A 19726-nucleotide genomic window follows, 5' to 3' on the forward strand; every position below is an offset into this window, starting at 1 on the left:
TGTCACGGCCCTAGCGTGCCCCTTCGTGCCAGAGCACGACGCGGAGGGTCTGCAACAGGATCAGCAAATCAAGGAACGGCGTATAGTTCTTGGCATAATAGAGGTCGTATTCAAGCTTGTGGCGCGAATCTTCGAGGTTCGCCCCATATGGATAGTTTATCTGCGCCCAGCCAGTGATGCCTGGCTTCACCATGTGTCGTTCGGCATAATAGGGTAGCTTTTCCTCAAGATCGGAAACGAATTCCGGCCGTTCGGGACGCGGGCCGACGAAGCTCATTTCGCCCTTCAGCACGCTCCAAGTCTGCGGAAGTTCATCGATGCGAACCTTGCGGATGAAGCGGCCGATGCGGGTGACACGTGGATCGTTTTCCTGCGCAAACTGGGCTCCGTTGATTTCGGCGTCGGTGCGCATGGACCGCAACTTGAGCACGTCGAACGGCTCCCCAAACAGTCCCACGCGGGTCTGGCGGAAGAAGGCTGGACCGCGGCTGTCGAGTTTCACGATGATGGCGAACAGCACGATCAGCGGCGCGGTGAGCGCAAGCAACAGCAAGCTTGCGACGATATCGAATACACGCTTCGCAGCACTGGAAAATGCGCGGCCCGACGAAAAACCGTCAGAGAAGATCAGCCAGCTCGGGTTGACGGTATCAAGATCAACACGGCCAGTTTCGCGTTCGATGAAACTGGAAAAATCGTTTACGTGAACGCCGGCAGTCTTGATCCGCAGCAGGTCCTGCAACGGCAACGAATTGCGCCGCTCTTCCAGTGCGAGGACCACTTCACTGACGCCTAGGTTTTCCACGAAGCGCTTGAGGTTGTGAATGGCGCTGCGGTTGATCGCCTCTTCGACCTGGTGCGGGCCGTCACTCATTCCGACATACCCTACGATCACGAAACCGCTCTGCGGACGCTCGCCCAGCTTGCGCAGGCGATCGGCGCGCTGTCCGGCGCCGAGTACGAGGACGCGCCTGCGGAAGGCTGACGCACCCAGGATGCCACCGACAACCAGCCGGTTGCCGATCAGGAAGAGGATAGCAAAGGCCATGGCGTATGCGAGGACCGAGCGCCAGTAATGTGCGCCGCCCGTCAGCCAGTCGAGGAACGACAGGGCAATCACGCCAAGTGAAATGGCGACCAGCAGCCGGGCCGTGGCAAAACGCATCGACCTCAGGCTTTCAGATCCATAGACCCCTACAGCGATCATGACGGTTAGCATGACTGCGGAAAAGCCGCCTAGCAGGCTGACCCGGTCAAGGGGGGAACCCACGGCGATGTCGATCTGGGCCGCCCGGAGCCGCCAGGCGGCCTCGCCGGCCAAGGCCAGCAGCACGACATCGATAAGTCCCAGCAGCAAGACTGCATGCGGAATATAGTGTTTGAACAGCCGGATCATTCGGCGGGTTTAGAGGCAAGGCGTAAATTGTCGGTAAAGCTGACAAGGGCGCGGGTGATGCGAAATGGCAGATTTCCGCTCGCTCTGTCTGGGACGTGCGCCGAAATGTCGGGCAACTTTACAATCTAGCTGGATACTGAATGAATTGCCTCAACCTCGTTTTAACCATGTTACGCCCCCAAGGCTTAACCTGGTGCACGCTAACGGGGATACCGTGAAAGAGCTCCTCGCCTCGATTCCGGTGCCTGCCAAGGTCATCCGCCACTTTGCTGCGGTCACTCTGGCGATCACCGCGTGCATCGCGCTGTTTGCCGATGGCGAGCGTCGTGAGGCGATTGGGGCCGAGATCAAGGCGGACCGCCAGCGGCAGGAACTGCGAACGCTTGATGCCGAACGCAATGGTCCCCAAAAGATCGGTGCCAAAGAAGAATTCAACCGGGGTAATGGCTTCGGCGCAGAATCAGCTCAATCGTCGGAGGACACATCCATAGATCCGGCAGCAAATGGCGAGCCTGCGATGGGACCGAAACAGTATCGGCCGCAAGGCCAGGACACCACACTCATGCCGCCGGGCTATTTCAATCCTGGGATCGGCATACCCAAAGGAACGCAAATTGCCCCTGCCCGCCCGCTGCCGCCAAAGAAAGTCACACCCGCGGACATCGAACGCATGATGCGAGCGGGCGAAGAGCGCGCCGGCCCCGCTACCCAGCCCGGCAACTAGCCGTTTAGAAGCATTCCCTCGCCAGATAGGTACGTGCTTCGGCGCCAATTAGTGCGGCATGGCCATAAGCCGGATGGTCGATCATCAGCATTGCCTGCCCTTCCCCGCTCTTCCACGCGGCAATAGCGCTGGGCGTGAAATCGAAGTGGAGGAAGTGAACCGCGCTCGCCTTGCCGTCGCTTTCGCGCGTGCGTTCGACATCGCCTTCAGGACGGGCGCGAAGGATTTCGCCACCTACCTGGATGGCCATGTGATCCTCTATGCCGCCGATGGTCCGCAAGAATGCATCGCGGCGGACCGGATCGGGCACTTCGAACAGCAACGTCGCGGTCAGTTCACTGCCCTTGGGGACCATGGGATTGTAAGCCGCGAGCTCGTCAGGAACCTGCGCTTCGCCGCCTTTTTCGATCCGCAGCATTTCCTGAATCTGCAGCCACATCGAATCCCACGTCTCGAACATGGCGCTGGCATTGGGGCCTACCGCGATGCGGGTAAGCGTCTTGCGAAGGATGGCCTCCTGCTTCTTGTCGGCGCGAATCGATTCATACTCGCTCAGCGGCATGATGTCGGATGCAGTGATGGAACGGGTGTCGCGTGGCATCGGTTTACAATCCATAAGCTTTGGCGACCACTTCGATGGGGTGGCCGATCCGTTCAGGCGGGGTTTGTCCATTGGCGGCGATAACCTGGCGCAAGTGCGGCCCGGCGAGCGGGCATTCGCTGACGACAATCGCGGGTTCGGTCTTCATCAGGTTGCGCGCGGCCGGCTTGCCGACCTTGATCGCGCGGTCGAAATTCTCGGCAAAGATGCCCCACTTGCCGCCGTGGCCCGAGCAGCGCTCGGTCAATGCAGGCGCGGCGCCGGGGATCAGGCGCAGCATTTCCATCGCCTTGGGTCCCATGTTCTGAGCGCGGGCATGGCAGGCGAAATGGACCGATATGGCCGCCGGCATCTCGGCAATCGGCGCGAGCCCGGTCTGCTTGGCAAGAGCGACGATATATTCGCTGACATCGAAGGTGTGGCGAGAGAGGGTTTGCACGTTGTCATTGCCCGGCTCTATCAATGGCCATTCGAACTTGAGCATCAGCGCGCAGCTTGTGGTCAGTGGCACGATATCCCAACCGTCGGCAATCAGTGGCGCGAAGTGCGCGGAAATCCGTTCAGCAGCAGAGGCCACGCCTTTCATGTCGCCGTTTTCAAACAGCGGCATTCCGCAGCAGTCTGGGTGGTCGATGCGAACCTTCACGCCGTTGTGCGCCAGCACCTTGACCAGCGCGAGGCCGGGAGTCGCGTCGTTGAATTCATCATGGCAGCCAGCATAGACGACCGCCTTTCTGCCAAAGGCCGGGCCATCCGGATTTGGTGGCGGCACGAGTGCGGGGGCTTGGTTCGTCAGGCGCGTATCAAGGAACGGCGGGAGGTGGGCACGCGTGTCGATCCCCATCACGGCTTCCATCGCCGGGCGAGTGAGCGCGTTGCCTTCCCTTGTCGCCCAGTTGGCAGCACCGGCGACCATCGAGCCGAACTTGCCGTTGCGCTCCATCTTCGCCAGTTCGCGATCGGCGAACGAGGTGTTGCCCTTGCGGTGCTCGGCCGCGCGGTGGCGCAGCATGAGGTGGGGGAAATCCAGATCAAACGAATGTGGCGGAACGTAGGGGCACTTCGTCATGAAGCACATATCGCAAAGCGTGCAGGCATCAACGACCGATGCCAACTGCTCAGCGCTCAGGTCTTCGACTTCCTCGTTCGGGCTTTCGTCGATCGAATCGAACAAAATAGGGAAGCTGTCACACAGGTTGAAGCAGCGCCGGCACCCATGGCAGATGTCAAAAACGCGGCGCAGCTCGGCGTCGAGCGCGGCCTCGTCATACCATGCTTCGTCCTGCCATGGGATAACGTGGCGGGTCGGTGCTTCAAGACTGCCTTCCATGAGGGCCCCTCCCCAAGTGCTGTGCGTCGCAGATAGAATCCGGCCGGCAACCCGCAAGTCGCCGGCCGGGTTTTTGGCTTCAGCCTTCAAGAACCGCGTCGAGCGTCTTCTGGAACTTGCCGGCATGGCTCTTTTCCGCCTTGGCGAGCGTTTCGAACCAGTCGGCGATTTCGTCGAAACCTTCGTCGCGTGCCGTCTTGGCCATGCCAGGGTACATATCCGTGTACTCATGGGTTTCGCCGACGATGGACGCCTTCAGGTTGGCGACGGTATCGCCAATCGGTTCGCCCGTTGCCGGGTCGCCGCATTCCTCAAGGTATTCGAGGTGCCCGTGCGCGTGGCCGGTTTCGCCTTCGGCAGTCGAACGGAAAACCGAAGCGACATCGTTGTGGCCTTCGATGTCAGCCTTCTGTGCGAAGTAGAGATACCGGCGGTTGGCCTGGCTTTCGCCGGCAAACGCAGCTTTGAGGTTTTCCTCCGTCTGTGATCCCTTCAGTCCCATGTCATGCTCCTCTTTTTAAGACGGTGAATTGGAATTCTTGCGCAGCCAGATTGCGCCCAATCCGTCATGAACGGAAAGCGGATTTTCTGAAATGGCTGATCGATAAAATCGATCATTTTAATGAGAATAATTCTCAAAAACCGATCAGACGCTTTGCCTTATCGCGCCGGTAGCAGTTTGATTGTTGCGGCAATCAATGCCTCGGCGGCAGTGCTTATCACCTTGTCGGCCTCGGGTGCGAACAAGGGACTATGTGTTCCCGGAATGTTGGCCCAATCGCCTTTGGCAACCTTTTCCGCCGGAGTGCCGCCGACCCAGAAAATCATCGATTTTATCTTGTCCGGATCGGCCCGGTAGAATTCGCCGAAATCCTCGCCGCCCATGCTGGCCGTGACTTGCCGGGCGCGTTCCTCGCCGAACCGCCCCTTGAAGAACGCCAGCATGTCACGACTGAAATCGGGCGAATTGAAGGTGGAGCGGGTGTAGGGTTCGCGTACGACGACGGTGGGCTTCAATTCGGCTGGAATTCCCGCGACCATCGCTTCGCCCTCTGCGACGCGGCGGATTCCGGAGAGCAAGCTCTGCCTGACAGCATCGGCATAACTGCGAACGGTGAGCTGCAGTTCTGCCTTATCGGAAATGATGTTGTGCTTCGCACCTGCATGGAACGAGCCGACCGTCACGACGGCGGGCACGGACGGATCATTTTCACGACTGACCAAGGTCTGGACGCGGCTCACAAAGGCCGCTGCAACAACGATTGGGTCCTTGGTTTGATGAGGGCGCGAGCCGTGACCGCCAACGCCCTTGAACGTGATGTCGACGCTATCGACGTTGGCCAAGGCATAGCCTGGCGTCACGCCGATCACGCCGCTGGCCAATTCGTGCGTGTCGTGAAAAGCAATTGCGTAGTCGGGTTTCGGAAAGCGGCTATACATTCCGTCAGCGAGCATCGCTTTCGCACCTAGGCCTAGTTCTTCGGCCGGTTGTCCGACCATAACGATTGTGCCGGACCAGTCAGTCTTGTTCGCAGCGAGGTAGCGCGCGACGGCGATCCACGCAGTCATGTGCGTATCATGCCCGCAGGCGTGCATCACGCCGCTTTCGACGCCAGCCGTGGAGACGCCGCGCACCTTGGAAGCGAAAGGAAGACCGGTCTGTTCGATTACCGGCAGGCCGTCCATGTCGGCGCGGATAAGAACCACCGGCCCCGGCCCGTTCTTCATCACCGCAACCACGCCGGTCTTGCCGACGCCTTCGATCACCTCGAACCCGGCCTTCTTTGCCGCCGCCGCCATGATCCCGGCCGATCGCTTCTCCTCGAAGCTGAGTTCGGGATTGGCGTGAAGGTCGCGGTAGATCGTCATCAGGCCGGGCATCTCGGCCCTGATAGCATCGCTGACCTGATCGGCCTGAGCGGGAACTGAGGAAAGCGCTGCGGCGCCGGCGAGCAAAAAGGCAATGTGCTTCATGGACGGCGAGACTAGCCGTCCAGTCAGGACTGGCAAGTACGGATTGGTGCCCCTGGCCCGACTCGAACGGGCACGTATTGCTACAAACGATTTTGAGTCGTTCGCGTCTACCATTCCGCCACAGGGGCACTTTCCGCAGCCGTAGCCGCTGCGGCCGCGTTAGCCGCAGATTTGAAGAGGTTCAACCGGCCTTGAGAGCCTGAGTGATTGCCTTGTGCAACTTTGAATGGATCACGTCGTTGCCGGCGATGACTTGGCTGTCGCAGATCTGCTCCGACCGGCCGCGATAGTCACTGACGAATCCGCCGGCTTCACGCACCAGCAGGCAGCCCGCAGCAGTATCCCAAGGCTTGAGGCCGGTTTCCCAGAAGCCGTCGTAGCGTCCCGCCGCGACCCATGCGAGATCGAGCGAGGCTGCGCCGAAGCGGCGGATACCTGCAATCTGCGGCGCGAGGGTGGCATAGATTCGCATCCACTCCCCCGGATCGCCAGCGCCGGCGAAGGGAATGCCGGTGGCGATCAGGCTCTCATCGAGATGGCGGCGCGAGGACACGCGCAGGCGCGCGTCCTGAAGCCAGGCACCGCGGGTCTTTTCGGCCCAGAAGCTCTGGTCGGTGACCGGCTGGTAGACCAGCGCCGAGGTCACATCGCCCCAGCCACTGCCATCAAGCCGGGGTTCCTGCACCGCAATCGAGATTGCGAAATGCGGGATGCCGTGGAGGAAATTGCTCGTACCATCGAGCGGATCGATGATGAAGCGCGGCTTGTTCGGATCGCCTTCGACGACGCCGGCCTCTTCGAACACATAGCCCCAGTCCGGCCGCGCAATGCGCAGCTCGTCCCACAGCGTGCGTTCGGCATGCTGATCGGCCTTGGAAACAAAGTCGGCCGGGCCCTTGCGGCTAACCTGGAGGTGCTCGACCTCGCCGAAATCGCGCCGCAGGCGGTTACCCGCCTTGCGGGCAGCTTTTTCCATGACGCGGATGAGACCGGGAACAGCAGCCATGATCTGATCAGTTCGCCTTGCCGACGTATTCGCGGTCGTAAACGTTCACCACGATGCGCGTGCCACTTTCAATGTGCGGCGGAACCATCACGCGCACGCCGTTGTCGAGGATTGCCGGCTTGTAGCTTGACGAGGCAGTCTGCCCCTTCACCACTGCGTCAGCTTCGACGATGGTGGCTTCGACCTGATCGGGCAGCTGAACCGAGATCGGGCGCTCGTCATACATTTCGAGCAACACGGTCATGCCGTCCTGCAGAAACGCCGCAGCATCGCCCAGCAGGTCAGACGGGAGGTTGATCTGGTCATAGGTTTCCACGTCCATGAACACCAGGTCGTCGCCCTCGGCATAGAGGTACTGAAAATCCTTGGTGTCGAGGCGCACGCGCTCGATCGTGTCCTGGCTGCGGAAGCGGACGTTGGTCTTGCGGCCATCGATCAGGTTCTTCATCTCAACCTGCATGAAGGCGCCGCCCTTGCCCGGCTGGGTGTGCTGGGTCTTGGCAACTTTCCAGATGCCCTTTTCGTATTCCAGAATATTGCCGGGACGGATGTCCACGCCGCTGATCTTCGCCATGACGGATGCCTTCGAGCCAGATGACTTTGGGATGAGAAAGAACCCCGAAGCTCGGGGAAGGCCGCGCCCTTAGCCTGTGCGGGGCGACGGGGCAACACCCTGAATAGTTAGAGTACGACGGGGAATGGCATCCGGGCGATCTGGTGTGGCCATTCATCTGGTGCTAATCCGCCATGGCAAACAGGATAAGTCCATGAAGCACCTCATCGCCATAATCACCGCCGTCCTTGTCGGGTCAGCACTTGTTGCCCCAGCGTTGGCTGCTCCGGGCGGCGAGCTCGGAACCATGCCCAAGGGTAGCTATGCCTGCGAGCGTCCCGGGGATGCGACCGGCGCACTCGGGGTTCGCGTACTGGACGAGGATTTTACCGTCGAGAACGGATCGGCCTATACCACGGCGCGCGGGCGCGGGGTTTACCTGTTGACCGGTGACCGGTTGGTCATGACGTCCGGTCCATTTCAGGGCGCGACATATCGCCGCAAGTCTGGCGGTTTCCTGCGCCGGCTGGCCGCCGATAGCAGCGAAACTGACCTGCGCTGCGTGCTGGGCGTTTCCAACAATTTCCGCTGAGCTTTAAGCGGTGATCGCCTTGCGCTTCGTCCAGCTATAAGTCCCGTAAAGCAGCGCGGCGACCGCTGCGATGCCGATCCATTCGGCTGTCGGGGCAAAGCCATCACTCACGATCGATAGCTTCGCCGGATCGCCCACAGCCGCGACTGCGCCGGCAAAGGCCAGCCCGAACAGACTGTCACCAACGACAAGGCCGGTCGCCAGCAACACGCCAAGCCGCACGGTGAATTCGGGACGCGCAGTTCGCGCCGCCCACTTGTTCCAGAAATGCCCGATCACCGTGCCGATCACCGTCGGCAGGACCAGCGTAACCGGCAGGTAGATGCCCATGCCGACAGCAAGCGGAGGCAGCTTGCCCCGTCCGGTGGCGCGCAGGGCTTCGTCGATCACCACGACCACGACCCCGATCCCGGCACCCAGCCCCACCAGATCCCAGCGCAGCGTCCCGCCCAGCACGCCCTGCGCGATGGCGGCGAACAGCGAAGCCTGCGGAGCGGCCAGGGCATTCGGGCCGGCCCCCGGTGCACCGGCAAAGCCAAAGCTGGTGAAGAGCAATTGCAGCACAGGCGGCAGGACCAGCGAGCCGGCGACTACACCAATGATCAGCGCGACCTGCTGCTTCCACGGGGTCGAGCCGACCAGTTGCCCGGTCTTGAGATCCTGCAGGTTGTCATTGGCAACGATGGCGATGCCGAAAACGAAAGCAACCAGGAACAGGGCAAAGGCGATCAGCGGCGCCTTGTCCACTTGCCCGGCACCAAACATCGCCGTGATCAGGACCGAGACTATCAGCACCGAGAGGATGCCGACGCCCGAAACCGGGCTGTTCGAAGTCCCGACAAGCCCGGCCATGTAGCCCGTGACGACGGCGGTAAATATACCGATCAAGACGATAAACAGCACCGACAGCAGGAATACCGCGCCTATCGACCCGGCAAGTGGTCCGCCTTGCACGAATTCCCAGACGAGATAGAGGATCGGGCCGAACATGGCCGCGCTGATTCCCAGCACCCAACCGCCCGGCAAATCGCGTTCGGTCAGCGCGATGACCTCTCCGCCACGGCGCGCCCGCGAGGTGGCGGCGATGCCAGCGAGGCCGCGCATCATCGCGCCCGATATCCGCATCAGAGACCAGACCGCCGCCACGGCCATGGCCCCTGCACCCACCATCCGTACCTGCTGGCTGAGCACCGTGCCGACGACTTCCTCTGGCACACCGGGCAGGCCAGCACTCAACCATGGGAGCAGGACCAGCTTGCCCGTGACCAGCCCGGTGAACATGGCAAAGCCGGTCGCCAGCCCGATCAGGTGGCCAATGGCAACCAGCCCCAGCGACAGCGAACTGCCCATCGTGCCGTAGCCAGCGCCGAGCTTGAAGACCTTGGTCACTTCGCCTGCCGCGATGCGCAGCGTGGTGAGCAGGCCCATCCCTGCGCCAGCGAGCGCGCCGACGATGATCGTGGCAAGCCCCGCCTTGTTCTCGCTCGCCCCTTCGGCGTCAGCCATGCCGACCCGCAGGATTTCAGCCCCTGCCACACCTTCGGGGTACGGCAGGTCGGAATCGACCACCAGCGCGCGGCGCATGGGAACCGAGAGCATGACGCCAAGAATTCCACCGGTCGCGCAAACCAGCATGGTCTCCCAGTAGGGAATCTCGCTCCACCAGCCGACCATGACGAAGCCCGGCAACACGAAAACCATGGTTGCCACGGCCCCGGCGGCGCTGCCGATGGTCTGAACAATGTTGTTCTCGACAATGGTCGATCCGCCCAAAGTGCGCAGCAGGGCCATCGAGACCACGGCGGCGGGAATGGCGGTGGAAAAGGTCAGTCCGACCTTTAAGCCGAAATAGACGTTGGCCGCGGTAAAAACGAAAGTCAGCAAGGCGCCTAGTACGACACTTCGGATTGTCAGTTCACGCTGTGCGGTTCCTACGCTCATCACTCCATTCCCTTCGCGTTTCCGCCTCCGCTGGACACATTGGACACAGTCCTGAAGAAAGTTGTCACCTTGGCCGGCGGCGGCTTTGCTTGCAGGGACATGACACAGTCGCCAGCGTTAGGAAACACAACACCATTTCCGCTTGTGGACGGCGTGGGGGGATCAGCGGCGCGTGAGCAATGGGTAGGGGTTCACCGGCATGGCCTGCTCGTGCCAGCGCGCTTCGGGCCGTGTCACCAGCATGGCGAAATGAAGGTGCGGTCCGGCCGGGTTGGCATTGCCGGAAAAGCCGACCGTCCCGATCACCTGCCCTGCACTCACAGGCTGCCCTTCAACCAGATCGGGCGCGTATTGATCGAGGTGCGCGTAATAGTAGATCACCCGGCGATCGGGTGAGCGCAGATAGATCGTATTGCCGCCATCGCGGGAAAGAAACAGCTTCTCTAGCCGCCCCGCCGACGCCGCCCGCACCGGAGTGCCAGTGGGTGCCATGATGTCTATGGCATCATGGCGCCGCATCCCGCCAGCGCGGGCTTGAGTGAACGTGTCGACCAGCTGGCGGGGCGCTACGCCTTCAACCGGGATCACCAGAGAAGGAATTGGCGGCAGGGCATAGACCGGCGGCGGCGCGGCTGGCCCAGCAGGTGCAGTCCGGCCCGGTTCAGAGCGAGACAGCTGCGCGCTTTGCACATCGACCTGCTGCGAAGCCGGCGGCGCGGTTGGCACTCTTCCAACCGCGAAGACGAGCGCACCCGCCACGGCAATTCCGCCCAGCCCCCGAAACATGAGATCGCGCAGCCGCACGTCAGGCCTCGAACAGGACCTGCGTGCCGGCGTGAACCATCTGCGCCAGTCTCGCCACGTCCCAGTTTGTCAGCCGCACACAGCCGTGGCTTTCCGCGCGGCCAATGGTCTGCGGATTTGGCGTGCCGTGGATGCCGTAGTGCGGCTTGCTAAGATCGATCCACGCGACCCCGACCGGACCGTTCGGCCCCGGCGGCAGCATGGCCTTCTTGTCACCCTCTTTCGCATCCCAGAACAGGTCGGGATTGTAATTGAACTTGGGGTTGTAGGACGTGCCGTTGATCTTCCATTCGCCGATCGGCAGCGGATCGTGCTTTGATCCCATCGTCGCGGTGTAGACGGCGACCAGCTTTTCGGAGCTGTCATAGACCTTCATCGTGCCCTTGGATTTGCTGACGACAATCCGTTCGGCGCGCGGCTGCGTGCTCGCAACGCCGAGCATGACCAGCGTCTGCCCCCATGCGGCATCCTTGACCTGTGCCGTATCGACCCGGTCATTGCCTACGTTCGGCACGCGGATTTGCTGCCCGGCGGCGAAGTAGTTGGTCGGAACCTTTTCATCCGCAGGGCTGGCAGAAGCCTTAGGTGCACCCGAAGCTTCTGGCGGGACAATCTGCGGATTGAGCAAGGCCAAAGTCTCGACCGTGGTGTGGAACCGTTCGGCCAGCTTTTCGTCCAGCGATTCGTAACCCAGCGCAGGCAATTTCGCCTGATCGGCGGCATCGTCGGGCACGGCGACGAACGGGCCTGCGGCAAATTCTGCAGGGATCGTCACGACGCGAGTCGCCGAGATCGATTGATACTGCGAGAGAGCCTTGGTCGTCACTTCATCCAGTTCGCCGGTGACTGGCATGCCGTTTGCTTCCTGATAACCGGAAATCGCGTTGCGGGTGGAAAGCCCCATCTTGCCGTCGACCACACCGGGAGTGAAACCCAGTCGGTCCAGCACGACCTGCGCCTGCATCACCGGGCGTGCTTCCGTATCCTGCGGCCCGGCATCGGGCAGACCATCGCGCGAATTGAGATCGCCAGTCGCCGCAGCGGCCTGCGACGGGGCGGCGGACGGCGTATCCATCTTGCAGGCAGCAAGCGACAATGACGATGTAAGCAGCAGTGCGACCAACAGGGGGCGTTTCATTCAGGCTTCCCAAATTTGCGACAGCTCAGCGCCGCCGGGAAGCACAACGAACGGAAGCCGGAAAGGCTCCCCTACTTGAGACCGAGCGCCTCGGCGAAGGCCTTGACCGCCGCCACTTCATCGCCGTTCCACACCGCGCCCGAAACCGCGATAAAATCGGCGCCGGCCTCGGCCAGTCCAGCGCAGGTTGCCGGCATGATCCCGCCAATCGCCACGCAAGGAAGCTCGAAGATCGATTGCCACCAGGTCAGCGTCTCGGGATCAGCGAAGTGTTCGACTTCTTTGGTCGTGGTCGGGAAAAACGCGCCGAACGCGACATAGTCGGCCCCGGCCTCGCCCGCTTCCATGGCGAGGTCCCTGCTGGCGTGGCACGTCACGCCGATCTGGGCATCGCGGCCCAGGCGTTCGCGCGCATCGCGCACGTCGCAGTCCTTCTGGCCAAGGTGCACGCCATCCGCGTCAAGCCGTTTGGCGAGGCTGATCGAATCGTTGACGATGAAAGCAGTGCCGGCCTCGGCGCAAATCTTCTGGAGCGGTTCGGCAAGGTCTGCGGCGGCATGTTCGTCCATGTCCTTCACGCGGAACTGGAACGCAGCGACCGGCGCTGCGGCGAGCGCCCGCTTCAGACGCTCAGGAAAGTCTCCCCCCACCTCGAGCGGTGAGATGAGGTAAAGCTGGGTGGGTTCGCGCTGGAATTCTTCGGCCATGGCGGCGCTCTATCGCGCACAATTGCCCGCGCCAAGCGTTCCGGTGCGATTAATCTGATCCTTCGTAGGAAAGCGCCATGATTGCACGTGTCCTTTTGCCCGCCCTCTGCCTCGGCCTGTCTGCCTGCGCGAGCCTGCCCGATGACCGCCTGGACGACTGGGCGAAGTTCGGCGAGCGCGCCCGGACCGGCGACATCGTGGTCCGTCCAGACCGACTCGTCGAGGACAGTCGATGCCCGATGAATGCCCGCTGCGTCTGGGCCGGGCGCGTGGTGATCGATGCGACAGTATGGGCAGAAGGCGCACGGCGCACGGTGCGGCTTGAGTCCAACAAGCCGCTGGCGCTTGGAAGCGGCGAGCTTGCGATCGCGGAAATCCGCCCGGACAGCTTCATGACGAATGCCAAGCCGCGCCGCGCCGACTACACTTTCCGGTTCACTTTCAACTGGCGCTGAAAAGATAACCGCCGGGTCAGGTTTCCCTGCCCGGCGGCCTCCTCTCCAACTCTGAAACGCTAAAAAAGCTCAGACGGCCTTCTGCGTTGAACCCGTGTAGATTTCGTCAATAGCACCGCCGAGCGATGCGTCAAAGTCTTCATCGCTCATGTGCGCGCGCAGGTCCTGAAGCAGGGCACGGCTGAAGCTGGCTATGATGCCGCGGTTCTTGGCCAGTTCAACGCAGGCTTCGGGGCGTTCGTAGCCGCCCGAGAGCGCGACGACGCGCAGCACCTTGGGGTGATCGACCAGCGCGTCAAAGGTGCCCGGCACGACCGGCAGCGACAGCTTGAGCATGACCTGCTGGCCTTCTGGCAGGGCATCAAGGTTCTTGAGCATCTCGTCGAGCAGGATCGCATCGCATTCGGCGCGTGTTTCGCTCTTGATGTTCACCTCGGGCTCGATGATCGGCATCATGCCGTGCGAGAGGACCTGCTGGCCCACTTCGAACTGCTGCTTGACCACGGCCGCGATTCCTTCGCGGTTGGCCGAGTTGATTACCGAGCGTTCCTTGGTGCCATATACGCCCAGCGCCTTCGACTTTTCGAGCAGCGCGTCAAGATCCGGCATCGGCTTCATCAGCTGGCAGCCGTTGACTTCGTCCTCAAGGCCCTTGTCGATCTTGATAAAGGGAACCACGCCCTTGGCGATCAGCGCTGCCGGGGTTTGCGCGCCGTCAACCGTGCCGTCCATCGTGCGTTCGAACAGGATCGCGCCGATCACCTTCTCGCCGGTGAACACTGACGAGCGGATTATGCGGCTGCGCATATCGTGGATCAGGCCGAACATTTCCTCTTCGGTGTTCCACGCGCCTTCGTCCACGCCATAGCCTTTGAGCGCCTTGGGGGTCGAGCCGCCAGACTGGTCAAGAGCGGCGATGAAGCCGTCACCGGAGGCCATTTGTGCGGTCATTGCATCAGTATTCATCGTCTGTTTCCCTGATTTCCTGCGTCGTTCGTATTCTTTCGGTGCCTGTATTCAGACTACCTGAAGTGCGGCAACCCCGGGCAGTTCCTTGCCTTCCATCCATTCGAGGAAGGCCCCGCCTGCGGTTGAGATATAGGAGAAGTCGTCGGCCACACCGGCCACGTTTAGCGCCGCGACAGTATCGCCGCCGCCTGCCACCGAGACCAGCGAGCCTTCCGCCGTGAGTGCCGCCGCCACCTTGGCCAGAGCCACCGTTGCCGTGTCGAACGGCGGCGTCTCGAACGCACCCAGCGGGCCGTTCCAGACCAGCGTCTTGCAGGTCTTGAGCACGTCAGCCAGCGCTTCGGTCGCCTGCGGGCCGATGTCGAGAATCATCTCGTCGGCGGCAACTTCGTGGACCGCGCAGGTGCGCAGCGATGGCGGGTTGGCGGCGAATTCCTTCGATACAACCACGTCGTAAGGCAGGTGCACAGTGCAGCCGACCTTGTCCGCCGCGCTGAGGATTTCCAGCGCCGTGTCTTTGAGATCATGCTCGCAGAGCGACTTGCCCACATCGACGTCGCTTGCGGCGAGGAACGTGTTTGCCATACCGCCGCCGATGATCAGGTGATCGACCTGCGTGACGAGGTGCATCAGCACATCGAGCTTTGACGAAACCTTGGCACCGCCCACTACGGCCGCAACAAGGCGCTCAGGATTGCCCAGCGCCTTTTCCAGTGCTTCCAATTCCGCCTGCATCGAGCGTCCTGCATAGGCCGGCAGCACCTTGGCGAGGCCCTCGGTTGTCGCATGGGCGCGGTGCGCGGCGGAAAAGGCATCGTTTACATAGAAATCGCCGTTGGCCGCGATGGCCTTGGCGAGTTCGGGGTCATTTGCTTCCTCACCCTTCCAGAAGCGCGTGTTCTCCAGCAGGGCAACGTCGCCATTGCCGAGGATGCCCACGGTCTGCGCCACGATGGGGCCGGCGATCTCGGGGCAGAACATCACTTCCTTGCCGATCACGTCCTGCACCGCATCGATCACCATCGACAGCGACTGGGTCGACACCCGCTCACCCTTCGGGCGGCCGAAGTGCGCCAGCAGCAGGACCTTGGCACCCTTGGCGGTGAGCTCATTGATGGTCGGTGCGGCGGCGCGAACACGGGTATCGTCGGTTACTGCGCCATCATGCATCGGCAGGTTGAGATCGACGCGGACCAGAGCGACCTTGCCGACAATATCACCCAGATCGTCAAGCGTGCGAAACTTCGTCATGCCAATATCCTTATTTCGTCGCCCACGGCGATGTCACCTTCGGCGATTACCCGGCCCAGTACGCCGCCGCGCCAGTCTGGCGTCAGCACGGCTTTGAGGCCGGAGGCGATTTCTTCCATGCGGCTGCACGGATCGCATTCGGTCGTCACTTCAATTCGCAGGTCTGCGCCAATCGCGATGATGGCGCCAGCTTCGCGCGGCAGGCGGATGTCCTGCGTCAACAGGTTCGCCCGGCGGACCCACCACGGCATTGCCGGATCGTCCGGCCTGTCCAGCTCGGCAAGCGCCGCTGCCCAGCTTTCCGCCTCGATCAGCGAAACCTGACGCCGCGGGCGCTTGCCGGGGCGCACTGCGCCGCGAAAATCCCCATGCAGCCCTTCGGAAAAGGTCACGGCCACATGGTCGAGCGTCTCCATGGGCCCGCGCGGCCGATCGTGCCGCGCGATACCCATGAGACGCCCTGCCATCATCAGATGAGCTTGCCCATTGCGCCGGCCGTATCGACCATGCGGTTGGAGAAGCCCCATTCGTTGTCGTACCAGCTCAGCACGCGGACCAGCTTGCCATCGAGGACCGAGGTTTCGAGGCTGTCGATGGTCGAACTGTGTGCGTCGCCGTTGAAGTCGATCGATACCAGCGGTTCGTTGGTGAAGCCGAGCACACCCTTGAGCGCGCCTTCCGACGCGGCCTTGAGCAGGGCGTTGACCTCTTCCTTGGTCGTGTCGCGCTTCGGCGTGAAGGTCAGGTCGACGACCGAGACGTTCGGGGTCGGCACGCGGATTGCCGAACCGTCAAGCTTGCCCTTCAGTTCGGGCAGCACTTCACCCACAGCGCGGGCAGCGCCGGTGGTGGTCGGGATCATCGACATGCCGGCAGCGCGGGCGCGGCGCGGATCTTCGTGGATCTGGTCGAGGATCTTCTGATCGTTGGTATAGGCGTGGATCGTGGTCATCAGGCCGCGTTCGATGCCGATCGCGTCGTTGAGGACCTTGGCAAACGGCGCGAGGCAGTTAGTGGTGCACGAAGCGTTGGACACGATGGTGTGACCGGCTTCGAGCTTTTCGTGGTTCACGCCGTAAACAACGGTCAGGTCAACGCCCTTGCCCGGTGCCGAGATCAACACCTTCTTCGCGCCGGCGGCGATGTGCTTTTCGCACGAAGCGCGGTCCGTGAAGAAACCGGTGCATTCAAGTGCGATGTCAACGCCGTTGGCGGCGTGCGGCAGGTTTGCCGGATCGCGCTCGGCCGTCACCTGGATGCGCTTGCCATTGATGATCAGGTCATTGCCGTCAACTTCCACGGTGCCCTTGAAAGCGCCGTGAACGCTGTCTCGCTGGAACAGCATCGCATTGGCCTGCGCCGATGCCAGATCGTTGATCGAAACCAGTTCCAGATCATGATCGGTGCGCGAGAGGATGGCACGGGCGACATTGCGCCCAATCCGTCCGAAACCGTTGATCGCAACCTTTATCGCCATGTGAAGTGCTCCTGCTAAATTATAGTTTTGCCGTGATTTTCTTTACAATCGCATCGGCTGTGAAGCCGAAGTATTCAAACAGTTGTTCCGCGGGTGCCGAAGCGCCGAAACGGTCAAGCCCGATGGTCAGGCCGTCGCCGACATACTTCTGCCAGCCGAGCGTGATCCCAGCCTCGACCGAGACCTTGAGCGCGTCCGCCGGCAGCAGATCGGCGCGGTATGCGGCGTCCTGTTCGTCGAACAGTTCCCAGCACGGCATCGAGACAACGTCTGCGCCGATACCCTGGGCTTCGAGCACCATGGCCGTGTCGATCGCCAGCGCCACTTCCGAACCCGTCGCCAGCAGCACGACCTTGCGGGGCGCGTCAGCGGCCTTGAGACGATAGGCACCACGGGCGGACTTGTTTTCGAGGTCCGAGCGCAGGGCCGGCAGGTTCTGGCGGGTCAGCGCCAACACCGACGGGCGCTTGGCTTCCTTGAGCGAGAGCGCCCAGCATTCCGCCGTTTCCAGCGCATCGGCCGGGCGGAACACGAGCAGGTCGGGAATGGCGCGCAGGCTCATTACGTGTTCGACCGGCTGGTGAGTCGGGCCGTCTTCGCCAAGGCCGATGGAATCGTGCGTCAGGACGTAGATCACGCGCTGCTTCTGGATCGCCGACATGCGGATCGCGTTGCGGCAATAGTCCGAGAACACAAGGAACGTGCCACCATAAGGGATCACGCCGCCGTGCAGCGCCATGCCGTTCATCGCGGCGGCCATGCCGAATTCGCGGATGCCGTAATAAACATAGCGCCCGCCGTAGGTATCCGCACCGAACGGCGTGGTCGCCTTGGTCTTGGTGTTGTTCGACCCGGTAAGGTCAGCCGAACCGCCGACCATTTCCTGAATGTCGACCGTCAGGGCTTCGAGCGCGGATTCGCTGGCCTTGCGGGTGGCAACCTTGGGCTGGCTTTCGGCAATCGCAGAGAGATAGGCGTCGAAGGCTGGCAGCTGTTGCGGCAGGACACCCGCCATGCGGCGGCTGAATTCGCGAGCATTGGCGTTACCGGCAAAGCGCGCTTCCCATTCGGCGCGAGCAGATGCGCCCTTTGCGCCTAGCGAACGCCAATCGGAGAGAATGTCCGCCGGCACTTCGAACGGCGCCGAGGTCCAACCGAGATATTCACGCGCGGCGGCAATTTCGTCAGCGCCAAGCGGAGCGCCATGGACATTGTGTCCGCCCTGCTTGTTCGGTGCGCCCTTGCCGATGATCGTGCGGCAAGCAACGAGCGAAGGACGCGGATCTGCAGCAGCTTCGGACAGGGCGCGGGCGATGTCGGCAAAGTCATGGCCGTCACACTCAGCGACGTGCCAGCCGGTCGCGCGGTAGCGGGCGGGAATGTCTTCGCTGGTCGAAAGGTCAGTGTCGCCATCGATGGTGATGCGATTATCGTCCCACAGGACGTTCAGACGGCCAAGCTTCAGGTGCCCGGCCAGGCCGATGGCCTCGTGGTTGATGCCTTCCATCAGGCAGCCATCGCCAGCGACCACCCAGATGTTGTGATCAACCAGCGAATCACCGAATCCGGCATTGAGATGACGCTCTGCCATTGCCATGCCGACGGCCATTGCGAGCCCCTGACCCAACGGGCCGGTGGTGCATTCGATTCCGGCAAGTTCGAAATTCTCGGGGTGGCCGGCACAGACACTATGGAGCTGGCGGAAGTTGCGAATGTCATCCATCGTCGGCCGCGCATAGCCCGTCAGATGCAGAAGCGAGTAGATCAGCATCGATCCGTGACCGGCCGAAAGCACGAAGCGATCGCGGTCCGGCCAGTGCGGCGCGGCGGGGTCAAACTTCAAAAACTGGCTGAAAAGCACGGTTGCGACGTCGGCCATGCCCATCGGCATACCGGGGTGGCCACTGTTGGCCGCCTGAACGGCGTCCATCGATAAGGCACGGATGGCATTGGCCATGGGGCCCAGGCGGGATGGATCGAGCGTCATGTACAGCAGCCTCCGGAGCAGCGCTTGGCTAGGGGCGATTCGGGATGCGGCCTCTTTGCGGGAAGGCGGCGAGTCGTCAAGTTAAGCGATCCATTAAACGCCTAATCGTTACCCGGCTTTCCGTAACGGCGTTTTTGGGTTAGCCATTCCTCATGACGGGGGAACGGATAAATCAGGCCTTGAGCCGGATAGAGGCTGCTGCTGCCCGAATTGAGGCGGCATCGGCAAGGCGTGGCCCATCGGACGAAGGGCTTGCCGAAAGGCACGAGGCCTTACGGTCCGTCGTGGCACAATCGCTGAAGGACCTCGACACCCTGATCGGGAGCGCCAGTGCATGAGCGATGTCGACCTCTCGATCGGTGGCCGCGTGTTCAAGGTTGCTTGCGCTGCGGGCGAGGAAGCGCATGTGACCGGGCTTGGCCGGATGATAGATTCCAAGGTCGCTTCCGTACCCGGCGCCGCAGGGCAAAGCGAAGGACGGATGTTGCTGTTCGCCTCGCTGATGCTGGCCGATGAAGTCCATGACGCGCAAAGCCGCAGTTCCTCGTCTACCCCCTCTGCCGCACCTGCGCCTGACCCCGCGCTTGCCGAAAGGCTTGAGGCCGTGGCCGCCGCGCTCGAAAAGTGCGCCTCTGCCCTTGAGGGTTAGTCGCCAAGCGCCTAGATAGGGGCTGACGGGTACTGCCCGGTACGAACCGACAGAACATCCCTGAGGCTATAAGCAATCCTATGGGGGCTGTCCCTGGTTGGACCCTGGTCCGGCACACATGGTCCCCACCTGACGTGAACGCGTCAGTGGATTTCCCCGGCAACGACCCATG

General features: G+C 62.1%; 20 protein-coding genes and 1 tRNA gene. 4 read left to right on the top strand and 17 right to left on the bottom strand.

Going from position 1 to position 19726, the window contains the following annotated elements:
• Window positions 1–10: 10 nt before the first annotated feature.
• A complete protein-coding gene (locus RMO89_RS01770) occupies window positions 11–1396 on the bottom strand; it encodes a TIGR03013 family XrtA/PEP-CTERM system glycosyltransferase (protein WP_310530853.1) in 1386 nt (461 codons plus the stop codon).
• A gap of 214 nt (window positions 1397–1610) precedes the next feature.
• On the opposite strand from RMO89_RS01770, the gene RMO89_RS01775 reads away from it, so the two are divergent.
• On the top strand, window positions 1611–2120 hold the full coding sequence (locus RMO89_RS01775) for a hypothetical protein (RefSeq protein ID WP_310530854.1): 510 nt from the start codon (window positions 1611–1613) through the stop codon (window positions 2118–2120).
• A 4-nt stretch (window positions 2121–2124) separates the two neighbouring features.
• Here RMO89_RS01775 and RMO89_RS01780 read toward each other — a convergent pair whose 3' ends face one another.
• The 7 genes from RMO89_RS01780 to efp form a co-directional block, all read right to left on the bottom strand.
• A complete protein-coding gene (locus RMO89_RS01780; protein WP_310530855.1) occupies window positions 2125–2721 on the bottom strand; it encodes a DUF3501 family protein in 597 nt (198 codons plus the stop codon).
• A 4-nt stretch (window positions 2722–2725) separates the two neighbouring features.
• Window positions 2726–4051 (bottom strand): heterodisulfide reductase-related iron-sulfur binding cluster, encoded by a 1326-nt coding sequence (locus RMO89_RS01785; RefSeq protein WP_310530856.1) that lies wholly within the window; start codon window positions 4049–4051, stop codon window positions 2726–2728.
• Window positions 4052–4130: 79 nt separating this feature from the next.
• A complete protein-coding gene (locus RMO89_RS01790; protein ID WP_310530857.1) occupies window positions 4131–4553 on the bottom strand; it encodes a rubrerythrin family protein in 423 nt (140 codons plus the stop codon).
• A gap of 158 nt (window positions 4554–4711) precedes the next feature.
• Window positions 4712–6025: an amidohydrolase gene (locus RMO89_RS01795; RefSeq protein WP_310530858.1), complete on the bottom strand. Its 1314-nt coding sequence runs from the start codon at window positions 6023–6025 to the stop codon at window positions 4712–4714.
• 44 nt (window positions 6026–6069) lie between these two features.
• Window positions 6070–6153: transfer RNA gene (locus RMO89_RS01800), tRNA-Leu, on the bottom strand.
• Window positions 6154–6206: 53 nt separating this feature from the next.
• The gene (locus RMO89_RS01805; protein ID WP_310530859.1) at window positions 6207–7031 is read right to left on the bottom strand and encodes an inositol monophosphatase family protein; all 825 of its coding nucleotides are present in this window, start codon (window positions 7029–7031) and stop codon (window positions 6207–6209) included.
• 7 nt (window positions 7032–7038) lie between these two features.
• Window positions 7039–7605, bottom strand: a complete 567-nt coding sequence (efp, locus tag RMO89_RS01810; protein ID WP_310530860.1) for an elongation factor P — start codon at window positions 7603–7605, stop codon at window positions 7039–7041.
• Between the two features lie 193 nt (window positions 7606–7798).
• On the opposite strand from efp, the gene RMO89_RS01815 reads away from it, so the two are divergent.
• Window positions 7799–8176, top strand: a complete 378-nt coding sequence (locus tag RMO89_RS01815) for a hypothetical protein (RefSeq protein ID WP_310530861.1) — start codon at window positions 7799–7801, stop codon at window positions 8174–8176.
• Between the two features lie 3 nt (window positions 8177–8179).
• Here the strand turns inward: RMO89_RS01815 and RMO89_RS01820 are convergent, their stop codons facing one another.
• The 4 genes from RMO89_RS01820 to thiE form a co-directional block, all read right to left on the bottom strand.
• Window positions 8180–10117, bottom strand: coding sequence for an OPT family oligopeptide transporter (locus RMO89_RS01820; RefSeq protein WP_310530862.1), 1938 nt, complete (start codon window positions 10115–10117; stop codon window positions 8180–8182).
• A 162-nt stretch (window positions 10118–10279) separates the two neighbouring features.
• Complete coding sequence (locus tag RMO89_RS01825; protein WP_310530864.1) at window positions 10280–10843, bottom strand: M23 family metallopeptidase; 564 nt, start codon at window positions 10841–10843, stop codon at window positions 10280–10282.
• 79 nt (window positions 10844–10922) lie between these two features.
• Window positions 10923–12059, bottom strand: coding sequence for a L,D-transpeptidase family protein (locus tag RMO89_RS01830; protein ID WP_310530866.1), 1137 nt, complete (start codon window positions 12057–12059; stop codon window positions 10923–10925).
• Between the two features lie 71 nt (window positions 12060–12130).
• Window positions 12131–12766, bottom strand: a complete 636-nt coding sequence (gene thiE / locus RMO89_RS01835; RefSeq protein ID WP_310530867.1) for a thiamine phosphate synthase — start codon at window positions 12764–12766, stop codon at window positions 12131–12133.
• 77 nt (window positions 12767–12843) lie between these two features.
• Between thiE and RMO89_RS01840 the strand changes: the two genes are divergently transcribed.
• Window positions 12844–13221: a hypothetical protein gene (locus RMO89_RS01840; protein WP_310530868.1), complete on the top strand. Its 378-nt coding sequence runs from the start codon at window positions 12844–12846 to the stop codon at window positions 13219–13221.
• 69 nt (window positions 13222–13290) lie between these two features.
• Here RMO89_RS01840 and RMO89_RS01845 read toward each other — a convergent pair whose 3' ends face one another.
• Genes RMO89_RS01845 through tkt form a run of 5 tightly spaced genes read right to left on the bottom strand, consistent with a single transcriptional unit; the run spans window position 13291 to window position 18905 of the window.
• The gene (locus RMO89_RS01845; RefSeq protein ID WP_310530869.1) at window positions 13291–14187 is read right to left on the bottom strand and encodes a fructose bisphosphate aldolase; all 897 of its coding nucleotides are present in this window, start codon (window positions 14185–14187) and stop codon (window positions 13291–13293) included.
• Window positions 14188–14238: 51 nt separating this feature from the next.
• Entirely contained in the window at window positions 14239–15441 is a 1203-nt protein-coding gene (locus RMO89_RS01850) for a phosphoglycerate kinase (RefSeq protein WP_310530870.1), read from the bottom strand.
• Window positions 15438–15908 carry an MOSC domain-containing protein gene (locus RMO89_RS01855; protein WP_310530878.1) on the bottom strand — a complete coding sequence of 157 codons (471 nt, stop codon included), beginning with the start codon at window positions 15906–15908 and terminating at the stop codon, window positions 15438–15440. The genes RMO89_RS01850 and RMO89_RS01855 overlap by 4 nt, the downstream gene beginning before the upstream one ends.
• A 2-nt stretch (window positions 15909–15910) precedes the next feature.
• Window positions 15911–16918, bottom strand: a complete 1008-nt coding sequence (gene gap / locus RMO89_RS01860; protein WP_310530872.1) for a type I glyceraldehyde-3-phosphate dehydrogenase — start codon at window positions 16916–16918, stop codon at window positions 15911–15913.
• A gap of 19 nt (window positions 16919–16937) precedes the next feature.
• On the bottom strand, window positions 16938–18905 hold the full coding sequence (gene tkt / locus RMO89_RS01865; RefSeq protein ID WP_310530873.1) for a transketolase: 1968 nt from the start codon (window positions 18903–18905) through the stop codon (window positions 16938–16940).
• A 334-nt stretch (window positions 18906–19239) separates the two neighbouring features.
• Between tkt and RMO89_RS01870 the strand changes: the two genes are divergently transcribed.
• Complete coding sequence (locus tag RMO89_RS01870) at window positions 19240–19554, top strand: cell division protein ZapA (protein WP_310530876.1); 315 nt, start codon at window positions 19240–19242, stop codon at window positions 19552–19554.
• Window positions 19555–19726: the final 172 nt, after the last annotated feature.

Origin of the sequence: Novosphingobium sp. (assembly GCF_031424035.1) — a bacterium.
Taxonomy (GTDB): domain Bacteria; phylum Pseudomonadota; class Alphaproteobacteria; order Sphingomonadales; family Sphingomonadaceae; genus Novosphingobium.

What these genes read in the sequence shown, in the direction of transcription:
- efp (WP_310530860.1), bottom strand. Translation starts at nt 7,605, where the DNA reads ATGGCGAAGATCAGCGGCGTGGACATCCGTCCCGGCAATATTCTGGAA.
- RMO89_RS01850 (WP_310530870.1), bottom strand. Translation starts at nt 15,441, where the DNA reads ATGACGAAGTTTCGCACGCTTGACGATCTGGGTGATATTGTCGGCAAG.
- thiE (WP_310530867.1), bottom strand. Translation starts at nt 12,766, where the DNA reads ATGGCCGAAGAATTCCAGCGCGAACCCACCCAGCTTTACCTCATCTCA.
- RMO89_RS01790 (WP_310530857.1), bottom strand. Translation starts at nt 4,553, where the DNA reads ATGGGACTGAAGGGATCACAGACGGAGGAAAACCTCAAAGCTGCGTTT.
- RMO89_RS01795 (WP_310530858.1), bottom strand. Translation starts at nt 6,025, where the DNA reads ATGAAGCACATTGCCTTTTTGCTCGCCGGCGCCGCAGCGCTTTCCTCA.
- RMO89_RS01785 (WP_310530856.1), bottom strand. Translation starts at nt 4,051, where the DNA reads ATGGAAGGCAGTCTTGAAGCACCGACCCGCCACGTTATCCCATGGCAG.
- RMO89_RS01815 (WP_310530861.1), top strand. Translation starts at nt 7,799, where the DNA reads ATGAAGCACCTCATCGCCATAATCACCGCCGTCCTTGTCGGGTCAGCA.
- RMO89_RS01780 (WP_310530855.1), bottom strand. Translation starts at nt 2,721, where the DNA reads ATGCCACGCGACACCCGTTCCATCACTGCATCCGACATCATGCCGCTG.
- RMO89_RS01870 (WP_310530876.1), top strand. Translation starts at nt 19,240, where the DNA reads ATGAGCGATGTCGACCTCTCGATCGGTGGCCGCGTGTTCAAGGTTGCT.
- RMO89_RS01840 (WP_310530868.1), top strand. Translation starts at nt 12,844, where the DNA reads ATGATTGCACGTGTCCTTTTGCCCGCCCTCTGCCTCGGCCTGTCTGCC.
- RMO89_RS01820 (WP_310530862.1), bottom strand. Translation starts at nt 10,117, where the DNA reads ATGAGCGTAGGAACCGCACAGCGTGAACTGACAATCCGAAGTGTCGTA.
- tkt (WP_310530873.1), bottom strand. Translation starts at nt 18,905, where the DNA reads ATGACGCTCGATCCATCCCGCCTGGGCCCCATGGCCAATGCCATCCGT.
- gap (WP_310530872.1), bottom strand. Translation starts at nt 16,918, where the DNA reads ATGGCGATAAAGGTTGCGATCAACGGTTTCGGACGGATTGGGCGCAAT.
- RMO89_RS01855 (WP_310530878.1), bottom strand. Translation starts at nt 15,908, where the DNA reads ATGGCAGGGCGTCTCATGGGTATCGCGCGGCACGATCGGCCGCGCGGG.
- RMO89_RS01770 (WP_310530853.1), bottom strand. Translation starts at nt 1,396, where the DNA reads ATGATCCGGCTGTTCAAACACTATATTCCGCATGCAGTCTTGCTGCTG.
- RMO89_RS01805 (WP_310530859.1), bottom strand. Translation starts at nt 7,031, where the DNA reads ATGGCTGCTGTTCCCGGTCTCATCCGCGTCATGGAAAAAGCTGCCCGC.
- RMO89_RS01845 (WP_310530869.1), bottom strand. Translation starts at nt 14,187, where the DNA reads ATGAATACTGATGCAATGACCGCACAAATGGCCTCCGGTGACGGCTTC.
- RMO89_RS01830 (WP_310530866.1), bottom strand. Translation starts at nt 12,059, where the DNA reads ATGAAACGCCCCCTGTTGGTCGCACTGCTGCTTACATCGTCATTGTCG.